A 22,689-nucleotide genomic window follows, 5' to 3' on the forward strand; every position below is an offset into this window, starting at 1 on the left:
ACACCGAGTCCTTCACCTTACTTCCCGCGGTCGACCTGTGGCGGCCGCAGAGAGAGACGATCATGCAGATCCTCGACGCCGTCGATGCGGCTTCACTCCGCTCCGACATCCCCGCCTTCAACGCCGGCGACACCGTGAAGGTGCACGTCAACATCACCGAGGGCAACCGCTCGCGTATCCAGGTCTTCCAGGGCGTCGTCATCGGCCGCTCGGGCGACGGCGTGCGCGAGACCTTCACGGTCCGCAAGATCAGCTTCCAGGTCGGCGTCGAGCGCACCTTCCCGGTGCACTCCCCGGTCATCGACCACATCGAGGTCGTGACCCGTGGTGACGTGCGCCGCGCGAAGCTCTACTACCTGCGCAACCTCCGTGGCAAGAAGGCCAAGATCAAGGAGAAGCGCGACAACTGACACCAGCTGCCTGCAGCGCTGTCTCGAGGCCCCGGACGCTTGCGTCCGGGGCCTCGTCCGTTCTCCGGACGGGCCGGAATGTGCGACCCTTGAAGGCGGGTCGCCGCGACCGTCGGCGCCCGCGAAGGAACTCCATGACGACCGAGAAGTCGGCTCCCGCCGAGCCGGCCCCCGGGGCCGAGCCCGCAGCGACCATTCAGCCGCGTCGTCGGGGCTGGCTCGTCTTCCTGCGCGATGTGATCGTGATCATCCTGATCGCCGTCCTCGTCTCGCTCATCGTGAAGACGTTCATCGTCCGATCGTTCTACATCCCCTCCGGTTCGATGGAGGACACCCTTCACGTCAAGGACCGCATCCTCGTGGACGAGATCACCCCGCGGTTCGGTGCCTACGAGCGGGGCGACATCGTCGTGTTCCAGGATCCCGGCGGCTGGCTGCCGCCGAGCACGGAGCCCGCCCGCCCGCCGATCGTCGAGGGGGTGGAGTGGGTGCTGTCGCTCGTGGGTCTCGCCGCGCCCGACAGCGACGACCACCTCGTCAAGCGCATCATCGGGCTCCCGGGTGACCACGTCGTGTGCTGCAACGCGATCGGTCAGATCACGGTCAACGACGTGCCCATCAACGAGAGCGTGTACATCAAGCTGCCGGCGGGGGAGTCGGCGGCATCCGGCGACCCCTTCGACATCGTCGTGCCCGAGGACAGTCTCTGGGTGCTGGGCGACAACCGCTACCGCTCGAAGGACTCGCGGTACAACACCGACCAGCCGGGCAAGGGCTTCGTGCCGATCGACAATCTCGTCGGCCGCGCCTTCCTCGTGACCTGGCCGTTCGACCGGTTCGGTTTCCTCGACTTCCACCACGACGTGTTCGCCGGCGTTCCCGCGCCGGAGCCGGAGGGCGGCGCGAAGTGACCGTCGCCGAGCCTCGTCTCACGCTCGAGCGGCGGCTCCTGCGGGAGCACGCGCTCGTCATCGCGTGCGACGAGGTCGGCCGCGGTGCGCTGGCCGGTCCGGTCGCCGTCGGCGCGGCGGTGGTCGACGCCCCCCGCTCCCGCAAGCGGATCCCACAGGGGCTCCGCGACTCGAAGCTGGTCCCCGAGCCCCGACGCGCCGACGTCGCGGCACGGGCGGCGTCGTGGGTCGCAGCGAGCGCGGTCGGCTGGGCGAGCTCGGAGGAGATCGACGAGATCGGGATCATGCGCGCACTCGGGCTCGCCGCCATCCGCGCGATCGCCGACCTGCGTGCTCACGGGGTCGTCCCCGAGGATGCGATCGTGATCCTCGACGGCAACTACGACTACATCCGCCCCGCCGGCGCATGGGGGCTGACGGTGCAGCCGGTCATCAAGGCCGATCGCGACTGCGCTTCGGCGGCGGCGGCATCCGTCATCGCCAAAGTCGCGCGCGACAGTCTCATGACCGAGCTCCACGACGAGCTTCCGGCCTACAACTGGGCGCGTAACAAGGGCTACGCGAGCCCCGACCACCGCGAGGCCATCCGCATGCACGGAATCAGCCGACACCATCGCGCGTCCTGGTCGATCGCGGACGCGCCGACGCTCTTCTGAGCGTTCGCCACGCGCGGACCGGCGTCGCGGCATCCGTTCACGCCCATAGGATGGGAGCACCATGGATGACGAGGTCTTCGAAGACTATGACCGCGAACTCGAACTCGCGCTCTACCGCGAGTATCGCGATGTCGTCTCGCAGTTCCAGTACGTGATCGAGACGGAACGGCGCTTCTACCTCGCGAACGAGGTCAACGTCGTGCGCCGCGACACCGAGCACGACTTCTACTTCGAGATCTCGATGTCGGACGTCTGGGTGTGGGACATCTACCGAGCCGACCGCTTCGTCAAGGCGGTGCGCGTGCTCACCTTCAAGGACGTCAACGTCGAAGAGCTGTCGCGCCGGGACTTCCACCTGCCCGAAGAGCTCTCGCTCGACACCTGAGCCACAGGCTCCTCCCCAGCCCCCGCGATCCCGGGACGGCACGCCGGTTCTGAACGGATGCCGCCGCCGCGCGTCCGCGCGAGGTTCGCGCGCGCGACGATGCCTGAATGGCAGACAAAGACGTGCTCGGCCGTGCGGGCGAGGACCGCGCCGCACGGTACTTCGAGACCCAGGGCTTCACGGTGCTCGCGCGCAACTGGCGAAGCCGTGAGGGCGAACTCGACCTCGTGGTGGCGGACGGCGCCGCGGTGGTCGTCGTCGAGGTCAAGACACGGCGCGGCGAGGAGTTCGGGCACCCCTTCGAGGCCATCGACGCGCGCAAGCGCGTACGGCTGTGGCGGCTCGGCGTCGCATGGGCGAGTCAGCACCGCGAGCTCGTGCAGGGGCGCCGGTTGCGCATCGACGCGATCGGGCTCACGGGCACGGAGCCCTCGACGGCTCGCCTGGAACACCTCGTCGACGTGGAGGTGCCGTGAGCGTCGCGCGCACGTGGGCCGTCGCGCTCGTCGGTGCCGAGGGCGAGTGCGTCGAGGTCGAGGCGGACCTGTCGCAGCAGACCCCGGAGTTCCGCATCATCGGCCTGCCCGACAAGGCACTGGGCGAGGCGGTGCAGCGCGTTCACAACGCGTGCGCCAACAGCGGCACGCCGCTGCCCCGGCGACGGCTGACCGTGAACCTGTCACCGGCGAGCCTGCCGAAGCAGGGATCCGGCTTCGACATCGCGATCGCAGTCGCGTCTCTCGCGACCGAGTCGTCGATGGATGCGGCCTCGGTCGCGTCGGCCGTGCACATCGGGGAACTCGGCCTCGACGGGCGCCTGCGCCCTGTCCCCGGTGTGCTGCCCGCGGTGGTCGCTGCGCGGCGGGCAGGTCATCGGCGGATCGTCGTGCCCTACGCCAACGGCGCCGAGGCGGCGCTCGTCGGTGGGATGGACGTGCTCGCCGCCGTCAACCTCGCACAGGTGGTGGCCTGGCACGGCGGTGACGTCGAGGTCGCCGACGAAGATCCCGTCGCCCTGCCGGACGACGAGCGGACACCCGAGCCCGTACTCGATCTCGCCGAGGTGATCGGTCAGCGCGATGCCGTGGATGCGCTCATCGTCGCAGCGGCCGGCGGGCACCACCTGCTGATGTGCGGACCGCCCGGTGCCGGCAAGACCATGCTCGCGCGACGGCTGCCCGGCATCCTTCCCGAACTCGACGACGGTGCGGCGCTCGCGAGTGCGTCGATCCGCAGCCTCGCGGGCTCGCGCGTGATGGAGCTGTCACGAACGCCCCCGTTCGAGGCGCCGCATCACAGCGCGAGCGTCGCGGCTCTCGTGGGCGGGGGTTCCCGCGTCATCCGGCCGGGCGCGATCGCGCGCGCCAGCGAAGGCGTGCTGTTTCTCGACGAGGCCGGCGAGTTCGCGGCGAGCGCGCTGGACGCGCTGCGGCAGCCGCTGGAGTCCGGGTCCATCACGATCCATCGCGCGGGGGCATACGCACGATACCCGGCACGCTTCCAGCTGGTCCTGGCCACGAACCCGTGCCCGTGCGGGGACTACGGGATCCGCGGCGGCACCTGCACGTGCCCACCGGCCGCGATCCGCCGCTACCTCGGCCGGCTCTCCGGGCCGCTGCTGGACCGCATGGACATCGAGCTGACCCTGACCAGGGTCTCCGTCGCCCAGCGCGGCCGCGGACCGACGATCTCGACCGCGACGGCGCGCGATCGGGTCGCGGAGGCCCGTGCGCGCGCACGTCACCGGCTGCAGGCAACGCCCTGGCGAGTGAACGCCGATGTGCCGGGGACCTGGCTCCGCGAGGGACCGGTCGCCCCGCCGCCCGTGATCCGCCGCCCGCTGGATGCCGCGCTGCACCGTGGTGCGCTGACGCTGCGCGGCTACGATCGCGTGCTGCGGGTCGCATGGTCGCTGGCCGACATCGACGGGCGAGCGCAGCTGAGTGCCGAGCATGTCGGGCGGGCGCTCTACCTGAAGAAGGGTCTGGCGCTGTGACCGCTTTCGACCTGGGCGCCGACGCCGCGGGGCGTGCGCTCGCACCGCTGGGCGTCCACCAGAGCGCCGACGCGGCCCGTGAGCGCTACGCGACCGCGGTGTGGTGCCACCTGATCGAGCCCGGCGACTCCGTGGCAGGGCGCATCGTCGCCGCTCGCGGTGCCGCGCCCGCGCTGGAGGCGGTGCTGGCCGAGGGGACGCTGGCAGAAGTCACCCCGCGGGAACTGGCCGAGGGCCGCAAGCGGTGGCTGCCGCGGCTTTCGGCGCGCGTGGTCGCGGACTCCTTCCTCACGGCCGCGGCGCGCGGCGTCCGCCTCGTGACGCGGGCCGATCCCGAGTGGCCCGCCCAGCTGGATGACCTCGAGGCGCACGCCCCGCTGTGCCTCTGGGTGCGCGGCGATGCCTCCGCCCTCCGCCGTCTCGACGCCTCCGTCGCCATCGTCGGCGCGCGCGCCGCGTCGCGCTACGGAGAACATGTCGCGATGGAGCTCGCGGCCGAGCTCGCCGGTGACGGCATCGCGGTGGTGTCGGGCGGCGCATACGGCATCGACGGGTCCGCGCATCGCGCGACACTGTCGGCGGGCGGTCTGACGGTCGCACTGCTCGCGGGCGGCGCGGACCGCTCGTATCCCGCCGGGCACGCAGGGCTGATCGACGACATCGCCCGGCACGGTGTCGTGGCGAGCGAGGTGGCGTGCGGCTCCGCTCCGACGAAGTGGCGCTTCCTCCAGCGCAATCGGCTCATCGCCGCGCTGTCGGCGGCGACGGTGGTGGTGGAGGCCGGCTGGCGCAGCGGATCGCTCAACACCGCCGGCCATGCGGCGACGCTGTCGAGGCCGCTCGGCGCGGTCCCGGGCCCGATCACCTCGGCCACCTCCGCGGGCACGCACCGCCTCATCCGCGAGTACGGCGCGCAGTGCATCACCGGGGCGGATGACGTCCGTGAGCTGCTGGGGCTGGCCACTGCGAACGGTGCCGGAGCGGCTCGGATGCCCGGCTACACCGGCGACGCGACGCGCGTGGTGGATGCGATGAGCACGCGCGCCTGGCGACAGCCCGGCGATATCGCGCGCCGCGCGGGGATGGCGGCCGACGCCGTCGAAGGCGTACTCGGTCTGCTGCAGCTCGACGGATCCGTGGAGGCCGGCGCGGAGGGATGGAGGTTGCGACGGGCGGGGGCGTGACGAGGGCGCAGCCGCGGGGAGTGCACGGTCGTGGGGACTGCACGGTCGGGGGCAGTGCCCCAGCCGTGTCAAGCGCCTCACCATGCCGACGTCGCGCGATGACGCTGCCGCCCTCTGTGACCGGCGCTCCGCTCGGCTCGCCGGGCGAGAGCGAACGGGGGTGCGTCGCAGCGCCGCGTACCCCTCGTCGAGGCGCAAGCTGGAGGCGTGGAGATCGTCGACGCAGCGGAGACGTACCTGCGCCACTTGGCGGAGGTACGTCGACTGTCGCCGGCGACGGTCCGTGCGTACCGCTCGGATCTCGCCGGGCTGGCCGTCGCGTGCGGCGACGTCGATCTCGCCGTCGTCGACCTCGAGAACCTCCGTGAGTGGCTGTGGCAGGCCGTGCAGCGGGGCGACAGCCGTGCCACCATCGCACGGCGGACGGCCGCTGTGCGCGGCTTCTTCGCCTGGGCGACCGAGACGGGCGCCGTGGCATCCGACCCCAGCCTGCGGCTGGTCGCGCCCAAGCGCGGCCGCACGCTGCCGAAAGTCGCGACCGCCGATGCGCTGGCAGGGGTCCTGGAGCGGCTCGCTTCCGCGGCCGCGGAAGGCGACCCGCTCGCGCTGCGCGACCACGCGATGCTCGAGCTCCTGTACGGGGCCGCGGTGCGCGTCTCCGAGCTGTGCGGACTGGACGTCGGCGATCTCGACCCCGAACGTCGCACGGCCCGCGTGTGGGGCAAGGGCTCCAAGGAGCGCGTCGTCCCCTTCGGGCTCCCCGCGTTGCGTGCGGTCGATGCGTACCTCGTGCGGGGCCGGCCCGTGCTCGTGGCGCGTCGAGTCGACGCGCCTGAGGCAGCCGCCCTGTTCCTCGGCGCGAGAGGCGGTCGCATCGGACCTCGTGCGGTCTACGACCTGGTGTCTCGCGAGCTCGGGCCCGAACTCGGCGCTCAGGTGGGGCCCCACGCGCTGCGGCACTCGGCGGCGACGCATCTGCTCGACGGCGGCGCCGACCTCCGTGCCGTCCAGGAGATGCTCGGCCACGCGAGCCTCGGAACCACGCAGATCTACACCCACGTCTCGAGCGAGCGGCTGGCGGCGTCCTACCGTCTCGCCCACCCGCGCGCCTGAGCGGGCGCTCAGCAGCAGGGCAGAAGCACCGCTCGCGGCACGCCGCCGAGCAGCACGAGCGGGTTGATGTACCGGCCGTCGAGGCGCACGCCGAGATGCAGCGCGCCGGGCGCGGTGTGACCGCCCGCGGAGACGCGCCCCACAGCGGCACCGGCAGCCACCGGCGTGCCGGCGACGAGCGTGGACTCCACGGGCTCGAGAGTGGAGACGAGTCCATCGCCGTGGTCGATCGTCAGAATGCCGCGCCCGGCCACCTGGCCGGAGAAGGCGACCGCGCCCGCCGCGGGGGCGGAGACGCCGTCCTCGCCGAGGACGGCGAGGTCGATGCCCCGGTGGCCGGGGCCGTACTCGTGGGGTGGGGCGACGAAGGGACGCTCGAGGCGGAACGCGTCCACGGGCCACAGCCAGTCGCGCGCGAGAGCAACCGACCCGCCGTCCGCGGAGCGCCCTGCCGGACCGTCGGGGTCATCCGGGTTCGATGCCGACGCGGTCACAGGCACTGCGGCGATCCACACGACGAGCGCGAGCGCCGCTGCCGCACGAAATCGCGGGAGTGGAGCCGGGGCGATGGTGCGCATCACCTGACCCTGCCGCACGCCGTTCGGGCGCGATGGCCCCCGTCGCGGACCCGTGGAGAACCGTCGCCTTCGCCCTGCGGGGGAGGAGGCTCGGCCCGGTCGCCTGCTGATACACTGGATGCGCACTCCGCATGTCGGAGTGACTCCGCGTGCCCACAGCGCCACGCACCCCGAGTCTGACGGAGGGTGACGGCGCGGCATCCACTCCCAACGGTCCCTGCGAACGCTCATGAGCGGGCGCGGGGTGGGAATGTGCCGGGCACCAGGCTCGCCGGCTCCACGCCGGCGCGAGAACAACCGCAACAGGCGCGCACGCGCCGGAACAGGAGAACGGCCATGGCCGTCGTCACCATTCGCCAGCTGCTCGACAGCGGCGTGCACTTCGGACACCAGACCCGCCGGTGGAACCCGAAGGTCAAGCGCTTCATCCTCACGGAGCGCAGCGGCATCCACATCATCGACCTGCAGCAGTCGCTGACGTACATCGACAAGGCGTACGAGTTCGTCAAGGAGACCGTCGCGCACGGCGGCACCATCCTCTTCGTCGGCACCAAGAAGCAGGCGCAGGAAGTCATCGCCGAGCAGGCGACCCGCGTGGGCCAGCCCTACGTCAACCAGCGCTGGCTGGGCGGTCTGCTCACCAACTTCTCGACCGTGTCGAAGCGTCTTGCCCGCATGAAGGAGCTCGAGGAGCTCGACTTCGAGGACCCGGCCGCGAGCGGCTTCACCAAGAAGGAGCTCCTCCTCAAGAAGCGCGAGCTCGACAAGCTGCACAAGTCGCTCGGCGGCATCCGCAACCTCCAGAAGACCCCCTCGGCCATCTGGGTCGTCGACGCCAAGCGCGAGCACCTCGCCATCGATGAGGCGTCGAAGCTCGGCATCCCCGTGATCGGCATCCTCGACACGAACGCCGACCCCGACGAGTTCCAGTACCCGATCCCCGGCAACGACGACGCGATCCGCTCGGTGGGCCTGCTCACCCGCATCATCGCCGACGCCGCCGCGGAGGGCCTGATCCAGCGCCACCAGCCCACCGACGAGACCGCTGACGCGGAGCCTCTCGCCGACTGGGAGCGCGAGCTGCTCGAGCAGGGCGCGCCCGTCGAGACCGACGTCGCCGAGGTCGAGACCATCGCGACCGAGTCGGCCGCCGACGAGGCCGGCGCCGAGGCTGCTGAGGCCGTCGAGACCGCTGTCGCCGCTGAGACCGATGAGGTCGTCGAGACCGCCGAGGCCGCTGACGCCGCCGAGGTCGCCGAGGCGACCCCCGCCGAGTAAGCCTCACTCACACTCCGCCTCGGCGGGATCGTCCTGGCCTCACGGCTGGACGGTCCCGCCGAGGCATCCACGAGAACTCACGAGAATCAAGGAGCCGCCACCCATGGCAAACTTCACGATCGCCGACATCAAGGCCCTGCGCGAGCAGCTCGGCACCGGCATGGTCGACACCAAGAAGGCGCTCGAGGAGGCCGACGGCGACCTCGAGAAGGCCGTCGAGATCCTGCGTCTGAAGGGCGCGAAGGGCAACGCCAAGCGCGCCGACCGCTCCACGAGCGAGGGACTGGTCGCGGCCAAGGAGGTCGACGGTCAGGTCACGATCATCGAGCTCAACACCGAGACGGACTTCGTCGCGAAGAACGAGCGCTTCATCGCCCTCGCCGACAAGGTGCTCGACGCCGCCGCTGCCGCTCACGCCGACTCGGCCGAGGCTGCGCTGGCCGCGCCCGCCGGCACGCAGACGGTCGCCGAGCTCATCTCGGACGAGGCCGCCATCATCGGCGAGAAGGTCGAGCTGCGTCGGGTGAGCACGCTCTCGGGCGACAACTTCGAGATCTACCTCCACAAGACCAGCAAGGACCTGCCGCCGCAGGTGGGCGTCGTGCTCGCCTACTCGGGCGACGACGCCGAGACGGCGCGCAGCATCGCGCAGCACATCTCGTTCGCCAACCCCTCGTACCTGTCGCGCGACGAGGTCCCCGAGGCGGATGTCGACAAGGAGCGCGAGATCGTCACCGAGATCTCGCGCAACGAGGGCAAGCCCGAGGCGGCTCTTCCGAAGATCGTCGAGGGCCGCGTCAACGCGTTCTTCAAGCAGGTCTCGCTTCTCGACCAGGACTATGCGAAGGACAACAAGCAGTCGGTCGCGCAGGTCGCGAAGGCCGCCGGTCTGACCCTGACGGGCTTCGCCCGCTACAAGGTCGGCGCCTGATCCATTGAGAAGGCCCGCATCGGCAATCCGATGCGGGCCTTTTCTCATGCCCTTCGGTAGTTTGTCGTAGACGAGAGGACCACAGTGATCAACGAGAACACCGGGCGCCGCCGCGTCCTTCTGAAGCTGTCCGGCGAGGCGTTCGGTGGGGGGCAACTGGGTGTCAACCCCGACGTGGTCAGCCAGATGGCGCAGGAGATTGCCGCGGCGGTCGACCGCGTCGAGATCGCCGTCGTCGTCGGAGGCGGCAACTTCTTCCGCGGCGCCGAGCTCAGCCAGCGCGGCATGGACCGCGGTCGCGCCGACTACATGGGCATGCTGGGCACCGTGATGAACGCCCTGGCCCTCCAGGACTTCCTCGAGCAGGCGGGCGCCGCCACGCGCGTGCAGTCGGCCATCTCGATGACCCAGGTCGCCGAGCCGTATATCCCACGGCGCGCAGAGCGGCACATGGAGAAGGGCCGGGTCGTGATCTTCGGCGCCGGCGCAGGCCTGCCGTACTTCTCCACCGACACCGTGGCCGCCCAGCGAGCGCTCGAGATCGACGCGCAGGAGGTCCTCGTCGCGAAGAACGGCGTGGACGGGGTCTACACGGCCGACCCGAAGAAGGATGCCTCGGCCACGCTGATCGATCGCATCACGTACCTCGACGCGCTGCAGCGAGGCCTCAAGGTCGTCGACTCGACCGCTTTCAGCCTCTGCATGGACAACCGCATGGACATGCGGGTGTTCGGCATGGAGCCGGCGGGCAACGTGACGAAGGCGCTCCTCGGCGAGCCCATCGGCACGCTCGTCACGGCGTGACGACGCTGCCGCCGATACACTTGACCAGCCCCATCTACCTGAAGGAGACACTGTGATCGCGGACGTCTTGGCCGATGCCGGAGTGCGCATGGACCGCGCTGTCGAGGGTGCGAAGGAGGACTTCGCGACGGTGCGCACCGGACGCGCGAACCCGCAGCTGTTCCAGAAGGTCCTCGTCGACTACTACGGCAGCCCGACGCCGCTCGCGCAGCTCGCGTCGATCAACAACCCCGAGGCGCGCACCCTCCTCATCACCCCGTACGACAAGTCGGCGCTGAAGGCGATCGAGCAGGCGATCCGCGACATCCCGAACCTGGGGGTGAACCCGACGAACGACGGCAACCTCGTGCGCGTCACGATGCCGGAGCTCACCGAGGAGCGTCGCAAGGAGTACGTCAAGCTCGTGCGCGGCAAGGGCGAGGATGCCAAGGTGCATGTGCGCGGCATCCGCCGCAAGGCCAAGGACGACATCGATGCCCTCAAGGGCGAGGTCGGCGAGGACGAGCTCGCCCGCGCCGAGAAGGAACTCGACGCGCTGACGCGCGCCCACGTCGACGGGATCGACGACGCGCTCAAGCGCAAAGAGGCCGAGCTCCTCGAAGTCTGAGGTCTGCCCATGACCGACGCACCGGACCCGCCGCGCGGCGAAGAGGCCGCTTCTCCGCAGACGCGGCGCGAAGCGGGCGACGCACGGCGTGCCGCGGAGGCACACGACACCCCGCCGGCGCTGCAGGCCCATCTGCGCGCTGCGCGCAGTGAGCTGGAGAGCCAGGTCGCGCAGGCGAAGGCGGACTTCGAGGAGGCGAACGAGCGCATCAAGGAGCGCACGGGGCGCGACCTCATCGTCGCGACCCTGATCGGGCTGGCCATCGGGGTCGCCCTGCTCGGCTCGCTGATCTTCGTGAAGTGGGCGTTCGTCCCGTTCGCCCTGGCGGCAGCGCTGCTCGCGATGTTCGAGTTCTCCCGCGCGCTGATCGCCAGCGGACGCCGCGTCGATCTGGTCCCGCAGCTCGTCGCGGGTGCCGTCGTCGTGCTGTCGGCCTATTTCGTGGACGCGTGGCTGCAGTGGGTGCTGCTGTTCGTGGTCCTGGCGTTCCTGGTGGTCTGGCGGCTGGTCGCGCAGATGGCCTCCCACGATGGCCGCGTGTACTCCGCCGTGCTCGGGGATGTGCTGATCGCCACCTTCCTGCAGCTGTATGTGGCGTTCCTCACGAGTCTCTGCCTCGTGCTGCTGAGCAAGGACGGCGGCGAGTGGTGGGTGCTGTCGTTCATCATCGTTGCGGTCGCCGTCGACACCGGCGCGTACATCGCGGGCATCACCCTGGGCAAGCATCCGATGGCTCCCCGCATCAGCCCCAAGAAGACGTGGGAGGGCTTCGCCGGCGCCGCGGCGGCGGCCACCATCGCCGGCGTGCTGGTCGGCATGTTCATGCTCGGTCTCGAGTGGTGGATGGGCGCGGTGTTCGGCATCCTGATCCTCGCCACCGCCACGGTCGGCGACCTGGGAGAATCGATGATCAAGCGCGATCTCGGCATCAAGGACATGAGTTCCTGGCTGCCCGGTCACGGCGGCGTCCTCGATCGACTCGACTCGATCCTGCTGTCGGTCGTGGCGGCGCTGTCCCTCTACTACCTCTTCACTCCGCTGGTGGCATCATGACGGCATCCGAGACGACCTCCCGGACATCCTTCCCCGAGGCCCGAGGGCGCGAGAAGGGCTACGACAAGGAGCCGGTCGACGAGTTCCTCGCTCGCGCCCGCGCGTCGTTCGAGCAGGGCAGCGAGTCCCTCACATCGGCCGACGTCCGCCAGGTGGCATTCCCGCTCGTGCGGCACGGGTACGCGATCGCGTCGGTCGATGCCGCCCTCGGTCGCATCGAAGACGCGTTCGCTGCACGTGAGCGCGCGTCCGCGATGGCGGCCGCAGGCGCCCGCGCATGGGTCGGCCACACCCGGGAGCTCGCGCAGGAGGTGCTGGATCGACTGTCGCGTCCCACCGGGCGCCGTTTCGACCGGGTGTCCCGGCTGCGCTACGGCTACCGGGTCGCCGAGGTGGACCTCGTCACCGACAAGCTCGCGCGCTTTCTCGAGACCGGCGACTCGGTGACGGTGGAGCAGGTGCGCGCGGTCGCGTTCCGCATGCAGCGCGGCGGCTACCGCGAGACGCAGGTGGATGCCGTGCTCGACGCGGTCGTCGAGGTGATGCTCGCGGTGAAGTGACACGCACGGGTGTCGCGGATGGCACGCCCTCGTGCCGGTATGCGAGAATCGGGGCACTGTGACTTCCGGAAACGAGCTGAACCCGACCAGGCGCGCCCGTCGTCACGAGGTGTCGACCCGGGCCGCGGGACGCGTCGTCTCGACGGCATCCGTGTCGCCGTCGGCGCCCCCGCGCGCGGCCGGTTCCTCTGCCCGGTGGTCACGTCGCCGCGGTGTGCTGGGAGGCTTCGCCGCCTTCGCGGTGCTCGGGTTCGTGGTCGCCTACATCGGTCCGACCGGCCTCGCGCTCGCGCAGGCCACGGCCGAAGAGGAGTCGCAGGTCTCGCTGTACGCCAGCTCGCTCGACGACGTGCAGTCCCTGAGCGGCGACGGCAGCGCTCAGGTCGCGGAGCCTGCAGCGCTCGACCGCGGCGGCTACTCCGTGTATGTGAAGCCCAAGCCCACCCCGACCGTGGCGCCGACGACGGCATCGAAGTCCGCGTCCAGCGGCTGGCGGCCTCCGTTCGTCACGCCCGACCCCGGCACCGCGCAGGCCATCGCCTACGACATGGTGCTCGCCCGTGGCTGGGGCGACGACCAGTTCGCCTGCCTGGTCGCACTGTGGAACAAGGAATCCGGCTGGCGGGTCAACGCCTACAACGCCGGCAGCGGCGCCTACGGCATCCCTCAGGCGCTGCCGGGCAGCAAGATGGCGACCGCGGGTGCCGACTGGGAGACCAACCCGGCGACCCAGATCACCTGGGGCCTGGGCTACATCGGCGGGCGCTACGGGACTCCGTGCGGTGCCTGGGACCACTCGCAGCGCACGGGCTGGTATTGAGCCGTGCCCCGATCGAACCGCCGCCGTCCTGATTCGAGCGGCGACGAGTCCTTCGAGCGACTCCTCGCCGGCTGGAAGCGCAGCGAGATGCGACGCGGTGTGGAATGGATCGTGCAGCCGGTCTCGGCGGCCCAGGCGCAGAAGCCTTACACGTGTCCGGGCTGCGGGCGCCAGGTCGACATCGGTGTCGCGCATCTGGTGGCCTGGCGCGCCGACGGGGTGCTGGGCGATGCCGCGGATCTCGCCGCGCGTCGGCACTGGCATCAGCACTGCTGGAAGGTGGCGTGACATGGAGATCCGCGGACCGATGCTGCTGCCCGCCCGGCGCGAGGACGTCGAGCTCGAGACGCTCGACGGGCTGACGCTCGTCGGCGAGCTCGCCCTGCCCGAGAACCGGGAGCCGGTCGCGACCCTCGTGACGCTGCATCCCCTGCCGACGGCCGGCGGATTCATGGACTCGCACATCATCCGCAAGGCGGCCGGGCGCCTTCCCGCGCTGGCGGATCTCGCGGTGCTGCGGTTCAACACGCGGGGCACGACCTCACCGCGGGGCACGAGCGAGGGCGCCTTCGACGGCGGCCGGTCCGAGGCCTTCGATGTCGCCGCGGCGATGGACTTCGTGCACACCCGAGGTCTGCCGCGGCCGTGGCTGGTCGGATGGTCGTTCGGCACCGAGCTCGCGCTGAAGTACGGGCGCGATCACGCGGTCGAGGGGGCCGTCCTGCTGTCGCCGCCGCTGCACCGCGCGACCTCGGAAGAGATCGCGGCGTGGGCGGGCGACGACAGACGCCTGATCGTGCTGGTTCCGGAGTTCGACGACTATCTCCGACCGGATGCCGCGGCCGAGCGCTTCGCGAGCGTGCCCGAGGCGGTCCTGATCCCGGTCGAGGGCGGCAAGCACCTGTGGGTGGGGGAGAACCAGACCCGTCGAGTGCTGACCGAGATCGTGGCGGCCGTCAATCCGGACGCGCTGCCGCTGCCACTGGAGTGGGACGGACCCGTCGTCGACGCGTGACCGTGCGCACCCACGGGCCCGGGCTGGACCGGACCCGCCTCAGCGCTCGTTCTGGCGCGGGATGACGACCTGACGGTAGATGATCAGGATGCTCGCAGCTACGGGGATGGCGACCAGGGCGCCCAGCAGGCCCAGCAGTGATCCGCCCGCGAGGGCGGCGATCACGACGACCGCTCCAGGGACCGAGACGGCCCGCCCCATGATGCGCGGCGAGATCACGTACGCCTCGATCTGCATGTAGATCAGGTAGTAGATGGCCGCGATGAGCGCGGTCGTGGGGGAGCCCACCACCAGGCAGGTCAGGACGATGATGATGGAGCCGGTCAGGGTGCCGACCAGCGGGATCAGCGAGAAGAAGAACGCGATCACGGCGAGCACCGCGGGGAACGGCGCTTTGATGATCGACAGGAAGATCGCGCTCAGCACACCGTTGATGAGACCCAGCGTCACCTGGCCGATGACGTAGTAGCCGACGGAGTCGGTGATCTGCTCACCGAGGTCCATGAACCGCGCCCGCTTCGAGGCCGGGACCAGCTGGTAGACCGAGCGCTTCAGGCTCGGAGTCGACGCCGTGAAGTAGATGGTGAGGATCAGCACGATGAAAGCGCCCGCGAAGCCCGCGATGAGCGCACCGACGATCGTGATGATGCTGCCGCCGACCTCGCTGCCGATCGCGCCGACGTCGAGGGACGCGTACCAGTCCTCGATGTAGGCCCAGACCTCGTCGACGTCCAGCGCCGGGAACACCCCGTGCAGCCAGTCCTGGATCGCGCCGACCGGATCGTCGAACATCCCCTCGCCGGCGAGCTCCTCGATCGTCGTCACCAGCTGACCGATCTGCTGCACGATGATCGGCACGATCATGAGGATGATCCCGGCGAACACCGCGAGCACGCCCAGAATGGTGATGAGCACCGCCGCCCAGCGCGGCAGCTTGCGGCGCTCGAGCCACGCGACGATCGGGTCGAGGCCCAGCGAGAGGAACAGCGCGGTGCCGACGTAGAGCAGGATCGTCTGGAGGTTCTGGATGCTGCCGATGAGCAGCAGTCCCAAGCCGACACCGAGCGTCGCGAGCAGCGCGGTGCGGAACGGGCTGTGCAGCTTCATCGAGGTCCCCCTGCCGATCGACTTCCCGTCGATGCGTTGTGTCCGCCCAGGATACGCATGCCGAGCGCCCAGGCCGTGGAATGGTCCCTCCCACGCGCCTCACAGGTCATTCCCGCTAGTCTGAAACGTCGAATCGAAGGGTTGCGCTGCGTCTGCGCGCCCGGGAAAGGTGTTCTTCGTGCGTTTCGTATGGGCCGTGGCGGCCTTCGTGCTCGCCACCGTGATGATCGGGGCGGGCATCGCCCAGCGGACGATCTTCCAGGGTCCCAGGACCGAGACCACGGCGATCTCGGTCGAGGAGGATACTCCCTACCTCCTCATCGACGGCGCCGTGCTCAATCAGATGCCGGGTACCCAGACACTTCGTGCCCAGACCGAGGGCGACATCTACGCCTCGTACGGGCGGACGGCCGACATGGAGGCGTGGCTGTCCGACACCACGTACACCCACGTCACGCTGGCCGGTGACGGCGAGGTCGAGACCGTGGTCGTCGAGCCCGAGATCGACGCGATCGCCGACCCCGCGACAGACGCCCCCGCGGACGGCTCCGCGACCGACGGCGCTGCGGCTGACGCGTCGACGGATGCCGCGACCGACGACGCTGCGGCTGACGCGTCGACGGATGCCGCGACCGACGCGGCGGGCCGCAGCCCGGTCGGTTCAGACCTGTGGCTCGACGAGTATCAGCAGAAGGATCTCCTGATCGCGCCGCTCCAGCTTCCGAAGGAGATGAGCGTGCTCGTCGCCTCCGACGGCACCGCACCCGCACCGAGCAGGGTGACTGTGACCTGGCCTCTGCAGACCTCGACCCCCTGGGCGGGTCCGCTCATCGTCGGCGGCGGCATCCTCATGGCCGCGGGCGTGTTCCTCTACATCCTCGGCATCCGTCATGCCCGTCGGAAGCGCGGACCCCGCCGCAAGGGCCTGCCGCTGCCGGTGACCGAGCCGATCGACATCGCGATCGACGGCGACGACAAGGGCGTGATCAGCAGCTCGGCTCGTACGCGCCGGGCGGTCTCGAGCGGGCGCCGCGCGTTCGCGTTCCTGCCGGTCGTCGCCGTATCGGCGCTGCTCTTCACGGGCTGCTCCGCCGACGCCTGGCCGCAGCTCGTCCCATCGCCGACCCCCACGCCGACCGCGACGGTCATCGCGCCCGACGGCCAGCAGGCGCCTGCAGTGACGAAGGCGCAGGCCGAGCGGATCCTCACGCGCATCTCGGCCACCGTGGCCGACGCCGACGCGGCGATGGACGGCGACCTCGCCGACACACGCCTGGAGGGTGCAGCCCTGGCTGCGCGCGACACGAACTACAAGCTCCGTTCGGCCCTCGGCGACTATCCCGCGCCCGCGCCGATTCTTGCGAAGCCGCTGGAGATCATCCTGCCGCAGGCCTACGACGCGTGGCCCCGTTCGGTGATCGCCATCGCCGACGACGAAGAGTCGAAGACCTCGAGCATCATGGTGCTGACCCAGCAGGATCAGTGGTCGGAGTACAAGCTCTCGTATGTCGGGAGCCTGGAGGCGTCGACCGCTATCCCGGATCTCGCCCCGGCCTACATCGGTGCGGCGGCGGTCGAGCCCGACTCGCCGTTCCTCGTACTGCCGCCCGATCAGGTGGCCGCCGCGTACGCAGACGTCATCAGCAAGGACGCGGAGAGCGAGTACTACGACCTCTTCGAGGCCGACGGCGATCAGCTCCGCGCCAGCATCGCCGCAGACCGGCAGCGACGGCGCGACGAGTTCAACCAGACCGCCAACTCCGGCGCGTCCACGGGCACCCTCGAGTTCAGTGCGGTCGCCGGGCCGCAGGCGCCGTTCGCGCTGCAGACGGTCGAGAGCGGCGCGATCGTGGCCGTGAACATCAACGAGGTCGACACGGCCAAGCCGACCAACGCGGATGCGGTCATCAAGGTGGAGAACAACCGGACGGTCAAGACGCTGGCCGGCGCCGACCAGTCCGCCACGGGCTTCGAGACGACGTTCAGCGACCAGGTGTTCTTCTACGTGCCGAATGCCGGTTCGAATGAGAAGATCCGCCTGCTCGGTTACTCATCCGACATTCTCGATGCGAAGATTCTGTAGTGACCGATCCCACTCTGGGCGCCTCGCTGCGTGGTGCCGTCGACCTGTCCACTCTCCGCAATCGCCCCGCGTCCACAGGGCCGGCCGCGCCCGGTGAGGAGACCCCCGCGGGCAGCGGGGCCGTCGTCCCGGCCCTCGTGCTCGACGTCACCGATGAGACGTTCCAGCAGGTGCTGGAGCTGTCGCGCACCGTTCCGGTGGTCGTCGACCTCTGGGCCGAATGGTGCGGCCCGTGCAAGCAGCTGAGCCCCATCCTCGAGAAGGTCGTCCTCGAGCTCGGCGGCCGCCTCGTGCTGGCGAAGGTCGACGTGGACGCCAATCCGCAGCTGTCGCAGGCGTTCCGCGCGCAGTCCATCCCGATGGTCGTCGCGCTCGTCGCCGGGCAGCCGGTGCAGATGTTCACCGGGGCCGTTCCCGAGCAGCAGGTGCGCGAGGTGTTCGCGCAGCTCCTCCAGCTCGCGGCGCAGAACGGTGTGACCGGCACGGTCGCCGTCGACGGCGAGGCGCCGGAGGAGACACCCGATGAGCCCGCGCTCCCGCCGCTGCATGCCGAGGCGTTCGAGGCCATCGAGGAGGGCGACTACGCGCGCGCCGTCACCGCATACGAGAAGGCGCTCGTGGAGAACCCCCGCGACGCCGAGGCGCGTGCCGGGCTCGGACAGGTGCAGCTTCTGCTCCGCGTGCAGGACGTCGACCTCCAGGCGGCACGTGCGGCCGCCGCATCCGCTCCCCAGGACATCCCCGCGCAGCTGACGGTCGCCGATCTCGACATCGCGGGCGGGCACGTCGAGGACGCATTCGGCCGCCTGCTCGATCTGTTCTCGCAGCTGCCCGCGGACGAGCGCGCACCCGTGCGGGAGCGCCTCCTGGAGCTCTTCGCGCTCGTGGGCGATGGCGACCCGCGCGTCATCGCGGCACGCGGTCGCCTCGCTTCACTGCTGTTCTGAGTCGCGCCTCGACCGACGGCAGGTCAGCCCCGCGTCGGTGACGGGATATGGGCGCTCGTCTCGTGGCGCAGCCACAGCACTCCGAGCGGGGGCAGCACGAGCGACGCGCGTCCGTCCGCGCCCGCGTGCACCACGCCCAGGTTCCCGACCCCCGAGCCGCCGTACGCCTGCGCGTCGGTGTTGAGGATCTCGTGCCACACGCCGCTCTCGGGCAGGTCGAGCTCGTACGACGTGAGCGGCTGCCCCGAGAAGTTCGCCGCGACGACGATCGTGTTGCCGTGCCAGTCGCGCCGGGCGAAGGCGATCACGTTCGGATTCCACTTGGGGGAGCCGAGCCGCGTGAACGCGGCGCCGTCGCTGTCACGCGCCCAGAGCGCGGACTGCTCGCGGTAGACGCGGTTGAGCACGCCGACGAACTGCTGCAGCTGGGCATGTGTGGGCTGATCGAGCAGCCACCAGTCGAGCGAGCGCCCCTCGGACCACTCCGACAGCTGGCCGAACTCCTGGCCCATGAACAGCAGCTGCTTGCCCGGGTGCCCCCACATGTACGCGAGGAACGCGCGCATGTTCGCGAGCTGCTGCCAGTGGTCGCCCGGCATCCGTGCGAACAGGCTCCCCTTGCCGTGGACGACCTCGTCGTGGCTGATCGGAAGCACGTAGTTCTCGCTGAACGCGTACACGAACGAGAACGACAGCTCGCCCTCGTGGTGCGCGCGATAGATCGGGTCGCGCTTGATGTACTGGAGCGAGTCGTTCATCCAGCCCATGTTCCACTTGAACCCGAATCCGAGCCCTGCCTGGCTCGTGGGCGCCGTCACGCCGGGGAAGCTCGTAGACTCCTCGGCGATCATCGCGATGCCGGGGTACCGCTTGTACGCGGTGGCGTTGACCTCCTGCAGGAAGTGGATCGCCTCGAGGTTCTCGCGGCCACCGTGGACGTTCGGCGCCCATTCGCCCTCGTTGCGCGAGTAGTCGAGGTACAGCATGGACGCGACGGCGTCCACCCGCAGACCGTCGACATGGAACTCCTCGAACCAGTACAGCGCGTTGGCCACGAGGAAGTTGCGCACCTCGCTGCGGCCGTAGTCGAAGATGTAGGTGCCCCACTCGCGGTGCTCGCCGCGCCGGGGATCGGCGTGCTCGTAGAGCGGCTCGCCGTCGAACCGGGCCAGCGCGAAGGCATCCTTCGGGAAATGGCCCGGAACCCAGTCCATGATCACGCCGATGCCGGCCTGGTGGAGTCTGTCGATGAGGTACCGCAGGTCATCGGGGTGCCCGAACCGGCTGGTGGGCGCGTAGTAGCCGGTGACCTGATAGCCCCACGATCCGCCGAACGGATGCTCGGCGAGCGGGAGGAACTCGATGTGCGTGAATCCCTGGCCGGTGACGTAGTCGATCAGCTGATCGGCGGCATCGCGGTACGTCAGCCCCTGCCGCCATGAGCCGAAGTGCAGCTCGTACACCGACATGGGCCGCGACACGGGCGTCGAGCGGGCGCGCTCGGCGAGCCATGCGGCGTCGCCCCAGGAGTACGAGGAGCCGACGACGACGGATCCCGTGGCAGGAGGCACCTCGGCGAACCGGGCCATGGGGTCGGCCTTCAGCGCCCACTCGCCGCCGCGACCGCGCAGCTCGAACTTGTAGGTGGTGCCCTGGCCGATCCCCGGGACGAAGATCTCCCACACGCCGCTGGCGCCCATCGAGCGCATGGCGTGGCCCTGACCGTCCCAGCCGTTGAAGTCGCCGACCACCCGCACGGCCCGCGCGTTGGGCGCCCACACCGTGAACGCGGTGCCCATCGTGCCGTCGTGTTCGCGCTCGTGCGCGCCGAGCGCCCGCCACAGCTCTTCGTGGCGCCCTTCGGCGATCAGGTGCAGGTCGAGCTCGCCGATCGTCGGCGTGTGGCGATAGGGGTCGTCCGCGACGTAGTCGGGCCCGTGCGCGTAGGTGGTGAGCAGCTCGTAGCGGGTGAGGGCGCCGGCGCGCGTGCCCTCCCAGATCCCGGCCCGCACGTGCTCGAGCGGAACGCGCGTGCCGTCGGCGAACACCGCCGTGACGCTGCGGGCGAGCGGCCGGCGTGCGCGGATGATCCATGTCGCGGTGCCCTCGGCATCCGTGTCGGGATGGATGCCGAGCACGGCGTGGGGGTCGTGGTACGAGCCCGTCGAGACGGCATCGAGGATCTGGTCGGTGAGCGTCATCGCGGCCCCTTGACGTGGAGGATGTGGACCGGCTCGGTGAACGCGTCGAGCATCACGTAGTTGTGATCCGACCACGTCCACCGGCCGCCGGTGACGAGGTCCTCGACCTCGTACGGCGAACCGGGCTCGACGCCCCAGATGCGGGTGTCGAGGTGGACCATCGTCTGGCGCACCGAGTGGGGGTCGGTGTTGACCACGACGATGACGGTGTCGCTGCGGCCGTCGGGGGAGAGCGCCGCGTCGAGGTGCTTGGCGTACACGAGGATCGCGTCGTCGTCGCTCCAGTGGATGCTGAGGTTGCGCAGCTGCCGGAGGGCGGGGTGCGCGCGCCGGATCTCGTTGAGCCGGGCCAGGAACGGGGCGAGCGAATCGCCGCGCTCGGCGGCGCCGGCCCAGTCGCGGAGCTTGTACTCGTACTTCTCGTTGTCGATGTTCTCTTCCGAGCCCGGACGCGCCACGTTCTCGTAGAGCTCGTAACCGGCGTACACGCCGTAGGTCGGCGCCGCCGTGGCTGCGATGGCGGCCCGGATCCGATAGGCGGCACGGCCGCCGAACTGCAGGTACTCGGTGAGGATGTCGGGCGTGTTGACGAAGAGGTTCGGGCGCAGGAAGTCGTCGGTCTGGTGGGCCAGCCCCGAGAGGAACTCCTCCAGCTCGGCCTTGGTGTTGCGCCAGGTGAAGTACGTGTAGCTCTGCTGGAAGCCCGCGGACGCGAGGCTCTGCAGCGGCGCGGGGCGTGTGAACGCCTCGGCGAGGAACACCACGTCGGGGTCCTCGGCGGTGACCGTCGCGATGAGCCACTCCCAGAACTGCAGGGGCTTCGTGTGGGGATTGTCGACGCGGAAGATGCGCACGCCCTGCGCGATCCAGTGGCGGACGATGCGGAGGACCTCGGCACGGATGCCGGCCGGGTCGTTGTCGAAGTTGACCGGGTAGATGTCCTGGTACTTCTTGGGCGGGTTCTCGGCGTACGCGATGGAGCCGTCGGGGAGCGTCGTGAACCACTCCGGGTGCGCGGCGACCCAGGGATGGTCGGGAGCGGCCTGCAGCGCGAGGTCGAGGGCGACCTCGATGCCGGCGGTGCGGGCATTGCGCACGAATGCCCGGAAATCGGCGAGCGTTCCGAGGTCGGGATGGACCGCGTCGTGCCCGCCGTCCGCCGAGCCGATCGCCCACGGCGAGCCGGGATCGCCGGGACCCGCGCCGAGGGTGTTGTTGGGTCCCTTGCGGTTCACGGTGCCGATCGGGTGGATCGGCGGCAGATAGAGCACGTCGAAGCCCATCTCCGCCACGGCCGGAAGACGCTTCGTCGCGGTGCGGAAGGTGCCGCTCTTGACCGTGCCGTCCTTGAATCGGCGGGCTCCCTCGGACCGGGGGAAGAACTCGTACCACGCGCCCACTCCCGCGCGCTCACGCTCGACGAGCAGCTCGAGGTCGTCGCCGATCGTCACGAGCGACATGAGGGGGCGCTGACGGAAGTAGCCGGCGATCACCGGGTCCTCGACGATGGTCAGCGCCGCCGCGTCGTCCCGCGTCGCGTCGCGGAGGGATGCCGCAGCCGCGGCGAGAGCGCGCCGCTCGGCGACCGGGCGGCTCTTCTCGGCGCCGGCGCGATCGAACAGGAGCGCACCGAGCTCGCGCATGAGCGCGGCGTCCACTCCGGCGGCGATCTTGAGCGAGGCGGCGTGCTCCCACGTGGCGAAGTCATCGCCGAAGGACTCGAACCGGAAGCGCCAGATGCCCTGCTCGAGCAGCACCACCTCGGTCTGCCAGCGGTCGAAGCCGTCGTCGAGCGACTCGAGGCGGTGCAGCGACTCGTCGCCGGACGGCGAGAACAGACGCACCTGGACGCCGATGCGGTCGTGTCCCTCGCGGAACGCCGTCACGCGGAACGGCACCGCCTCGCCGTTGAACGCCCTGGGCCGGTAGTCGCCCCAGGGGACGGCGGGTGACGGCTGGGCGAGCGGAATGCGCCGCGCGGCGGTGTCTCGTTCAGCCTGCCAGGCATGGATGTCGCGGACAGGGAGGGCCGAGGCGCTCCGCCACGGGC

Annotated in this window: 23 protein-coding genes; 19 read left to right on the forward strand and 4 right to left on the reverse strand. The window is 70.3% G+C overall.

The window, feature by feature from the left end:
• The first annotated feature begins 62 nt into the window (after positions 1-62).
• The 8 genes from rplS to MRBLMI12_RS15190 all read left to right on the forward strand — a co-directional run bounded on the left by rplS (position 63) and on the right by MRBLMI12_RS15190 (position 6,655).
• Positions 63-410, forward strand: coding sequence for a 50S ribosomal protein L19 (rplS, locus tag MRBLMI12_RS15155; protein WP_179432961.1), 348 nt, complete (start codon positions 63-65; stop codon positions 408-410).
• 134 nt (positions 411-544) lie between these two features.
• Complete coding sequence (lepB, locus tag MRBLMI12_RS15160) at positions 545-1,321, forward strand: signal peptidase I (RefSeq protein WP_349427331.1); 777 nt, start codon at positions 545-547, stop codon at positions 1,319-1,321.
• Entirely contained in the window at positions 1,318-1,977 is a 660-nt protein-coding gene (locus MRBLMI12_RS15165) for a ribonuclease HII (RefSeq protein WP_363357229.1), read from the forward strand. Before lepB ends, MRBLMI12_RS15165 begins: the two co-directional genes overlap by 4 nt.
• A 61-nt stretch (positions 1,978-2,038) precedes the next feature.
• Positions 2,039-2,362 carry a DUF2469 family protein gene (locus MRBLMI12_RS15170; protein WP_045297888.1) on the forward strand — a complete coding sequence of 108 codons (324 nt, stop codon included), beginning with the start codon at positions 2,039-2,041 and terminating at the stop codon, positions 2,360-2,362.
• A gap of 107 nt (positions 2,363-2,469) precedes the next feature.
• Positions 2,470-2,838 carry a YraN family protein gene (locus tag MRBLMI12_RS15175; protein ID WP_349427333.1) on the forward strand — a complete coding sequence of 123 codons (369 nt, stop codon included), beginning with the start codon at positions 2,470-2,472 and terminating at the stop codon, positions 2,836-2,838.
• Positions 2,835-4,358: a YifB family Mg chelatase-like AAA ATPase gene (locus tag MRBLMI12_RS15180; RefSeq protein ID WP_363357230.1), complete on the forward strand. Its 1,524-nt coding sequence runs from the start codon at positions 2,835-2,837 to the stop codon at positions 4,356-4,358. The genes MRBLMI12_RS15175 and MRBLMI12_RS15180 overlap by 4 nt, the downstream gene beginning before the upstream one ends.
• Positions 4,355-5,542, forward strand: coding sequence for a DNA-processing protein DprA (gene dprA, locus MRBLMI12_RS15185; RefSeq protein ID WP_363357231.1), 1,188 nt, complete (start codon positions 4,355-4,357; stop codon positions 5,540-5,542). The genes MRBLMI12_RS15180 and dprA overlap by 4 nt, the downstream gene beginning before the upstream one ends.
• 207 nt (positions 5,543-5,749) lie before the next feature.
• Positions 5,750-6,655 (forward strand): tyrosine recombinase XerC, encoded by a 906-nt coding sequence (locus MRBLMI12_RS15190; RefSeq protein WP_363357232.1) that lies wholly within the window; start codon positions 5,750-5,752, stop codon positions 6,653-6,655.
• Between the two features lie 8 nt (positions 6,656-6,663).
• Here MRBLMI12_RS15190 and MRBLMI12_RS15195 read toward each other — a convergent pair whose 3' ends face one another.
• Positions 6,664-7,233 (reverse strand): murein hydrolase activator EnvC family protein, encoded by a 570-nt coding sequence (locus MRBLMI12_RS15195; RefSeq protein ID WP_363357233.1) that lies wholly within the window; start codon positions 7,231-7,233, stop codon positions 6,664-6,666.
• A 336-nt stretch (positions 7,234-7,569) separates the two neighbouring features.
• On the opposite strand from MRBLMI12_RS15195, the gene rpsB reads away from it, so the two are divergent.
• From rpsB to MRBLMI12_RS15240, 9 genes are all read left to right on the forward strand, one after another.
• Positions 7,570-8,511, forward strand: coding sequence for a 30S ribosomal protein S2 (gene rpsB / locus MRBLMI12_RS15200; RefSeq protein ID WP_349427338.1), 942 nt, complete (start codon positions 7,570-7,572; stop codon positions 8,509-8,511).
• A 103-nt stretch (positions 8,512-8,614) separates the two neighbouring features.
• Complete coding sequence (gene tsf / locus MRBLMI12_RS15205; protein WP_349427339.1) at positions 8,615-9,442, forward strand: translation elongation factor Ts; 828 nt, start codon at positions 8,615-8,617, stop codon at positions 9,440-9,442.
• 84 nt (positions 9,443-9,526) lie between these two features.
• Positions 9,527-10,246 carry a UMP kinase gene (gene pyrH / locus MRBLMI12_RS15210; RefSeq protein ID WP_331911736.1) on the forward strand — a complete coding sequence of 240 codons (720 nt, stop codon included), beginning with the start codon at positions 9,527-9,529 and terminating at the stop codon, positions 10,244-10,246.
• A gap of 52 nt (positions 10,247-10,298) precedes the next feature.
• Entirely contained in the window at positions 10,299-10,853 is a 555-nt protein-coding gene (gene frr, locus MRBLMI12_RS15215; protein ID WP_349427340.1) for a ribosome recycling factor, read from the forward strand.
• 9 nt (positions 10,854-10,862) lie between these two features.
• Entirely contained in the window at positions 10,863-11,906 is a 1,044-nt protein-coding gene (locus MRBLMI12_RS15220; RefSeq protein ID WP_363357234.1) for a phosphatidate cytidylyltransferase, read from the forward strand.
• Positions 11,903-12,466 (forward strand): DivIVA domain-containing protein, encoded by a 564-nt coding sequence (locus MRBLMI12_RS15225; protein WP_363357235.1) that lies wholly within the window; start codon positions 11,903-11,905, stop codon positions 12,464-12,466. Before MRBLMI12_RS15220 ends, MRBLMI12_RS15225 begins: the two co-directional genes overlap by 4 nt.
• 58 nt (positions 12,467-12,524) lie before the next feature.
• The gene (locus MRBLMI12_RS15230; protein WP_363357236.1) at positions 12,525-13,286 is read left to right on the forward strand and encodes a lytic transglycosylase domain-containing protein; all 762 of its coding nucleotides are present in this window, start codon (positions 12,525-12,527) and stop codon (positions 13,284-13,286) included.
• 3 nt (positions 13,287-13,289) lie between these two features.
• Positions 13,290-13,574: a hypothetical protein gene (locus MRBLMI12_RS15235; RefSeq protein WP_349427344.1), complete on the forward strand. Its 285-nt coding sequence runs from the start codon at positions 13,290-13,292 to the stop codon at positions 13,572-13,574.
• A 1-nt stretch (position 13,575) separates the two neighbouring features.
• On the forward strand, positions 13,576-14,301 hold the full coding sequence (locus MRBLMI12_RS15240; RefSeq protein ID WP_363357237.1) for an alpha/beta hydrolase: 726 nt from the start codon (positions 13,576-13,578) through the stop codon (positions 14,299-14,301).
• A gap of 39 nt (positions 14,302-14,340) precedes the next feature.
• Here MRBLMI12_RS15240 and MRBLMI12_RS15245 read toward each other — a convergent pair whose 3' ends face one another.
• The gene (locus MRBLMI12_RS15245) at positions 14,341-15,408 is read right to left on the reverse strand and encodes an AI-2E family transporter (protein WP_349427346.1); all 1,068 of its coding nucleotides are present in this window, start codon (positions 15,406-15,408) and stop codon (positions 14,341-14,343) included.
• A 178-nt stretch (positions 15,409-15,586) separates the two neighbouring features.
• Here MRBLMI12_RS15245 and MRBLMI12_RS15250 point away from each other — a divergent pair, with 178 nt between their 5' ends.
• Positions 15,587-17,491 (forward strand): glycosyl transferase, encoded by a 1,905-nt coding sequence (locus tag MRBLMI12_RS15250; protein WP_363357238.1) that lies wholly within the window; start codon positions 15,587-15,589, stop codon positions 17,489-17,491.
• Positions 17,491-18,438: a tetratricopeptide repeat protein gene (locus tag MRBLMI12_RS15255; protein WP_363357239.1), complete on the forward strand. Its 948-nt coding sequence runs from the start codon at positions 17,491-17,493 to the stop codon at positions 18,436-18,438. The genes MRBLMI12_RS15250 and MRBLMI12_RS15255 overlap by 1 nt, the downstream gene beginning before the upstream one ends.
• Before the next feature lie 23 nt (positions 18,439-18,461).
• On the opposite strand, the gene glgB is transcribed toward MRBLMI12_RS15255, so the two are convergent.
• Positions 18,462-20,639 carry a 1,4-alpha-glucan branching protein GlgB gene (glgB, locus tag MRBLMI12_RS15260; protein ID WP_363357240.1) on the reverse strand — a complete coding sequence of 726 codons (2,178 nt, stop codon included), beginning with the start codon at positions 20,637-20,639 and terminating at the stop codon, positions 18,462-18,464.
• On the reverse strand, positions 20,636-22,609 hold the full coding sequence (locus MRBLMI12_RS15265; RefSeq protein ID WP_363357633.1) for a maltotransferase domain-containing protein: 1,974 nt from the start codon (positions 22,607-22,609) through the stop codon (positions 20,636-20,638). Before MRBLMI12_RS15265 ends, glgB begins: the two co-directional genes overlap by 4 nt.
• Positions 22,610-22,689 lie beyond the last annotated feature (80 nt).

This window comes from Microbacterium sp. LMI12-1-1.1, from assembly GCF_040676455.1.
Taxonomy (GTDB): Bacteria; Actinomycetota; Actinomycetes; order Actinomycetales; family Microbacteriaceae; genus Microbacterium.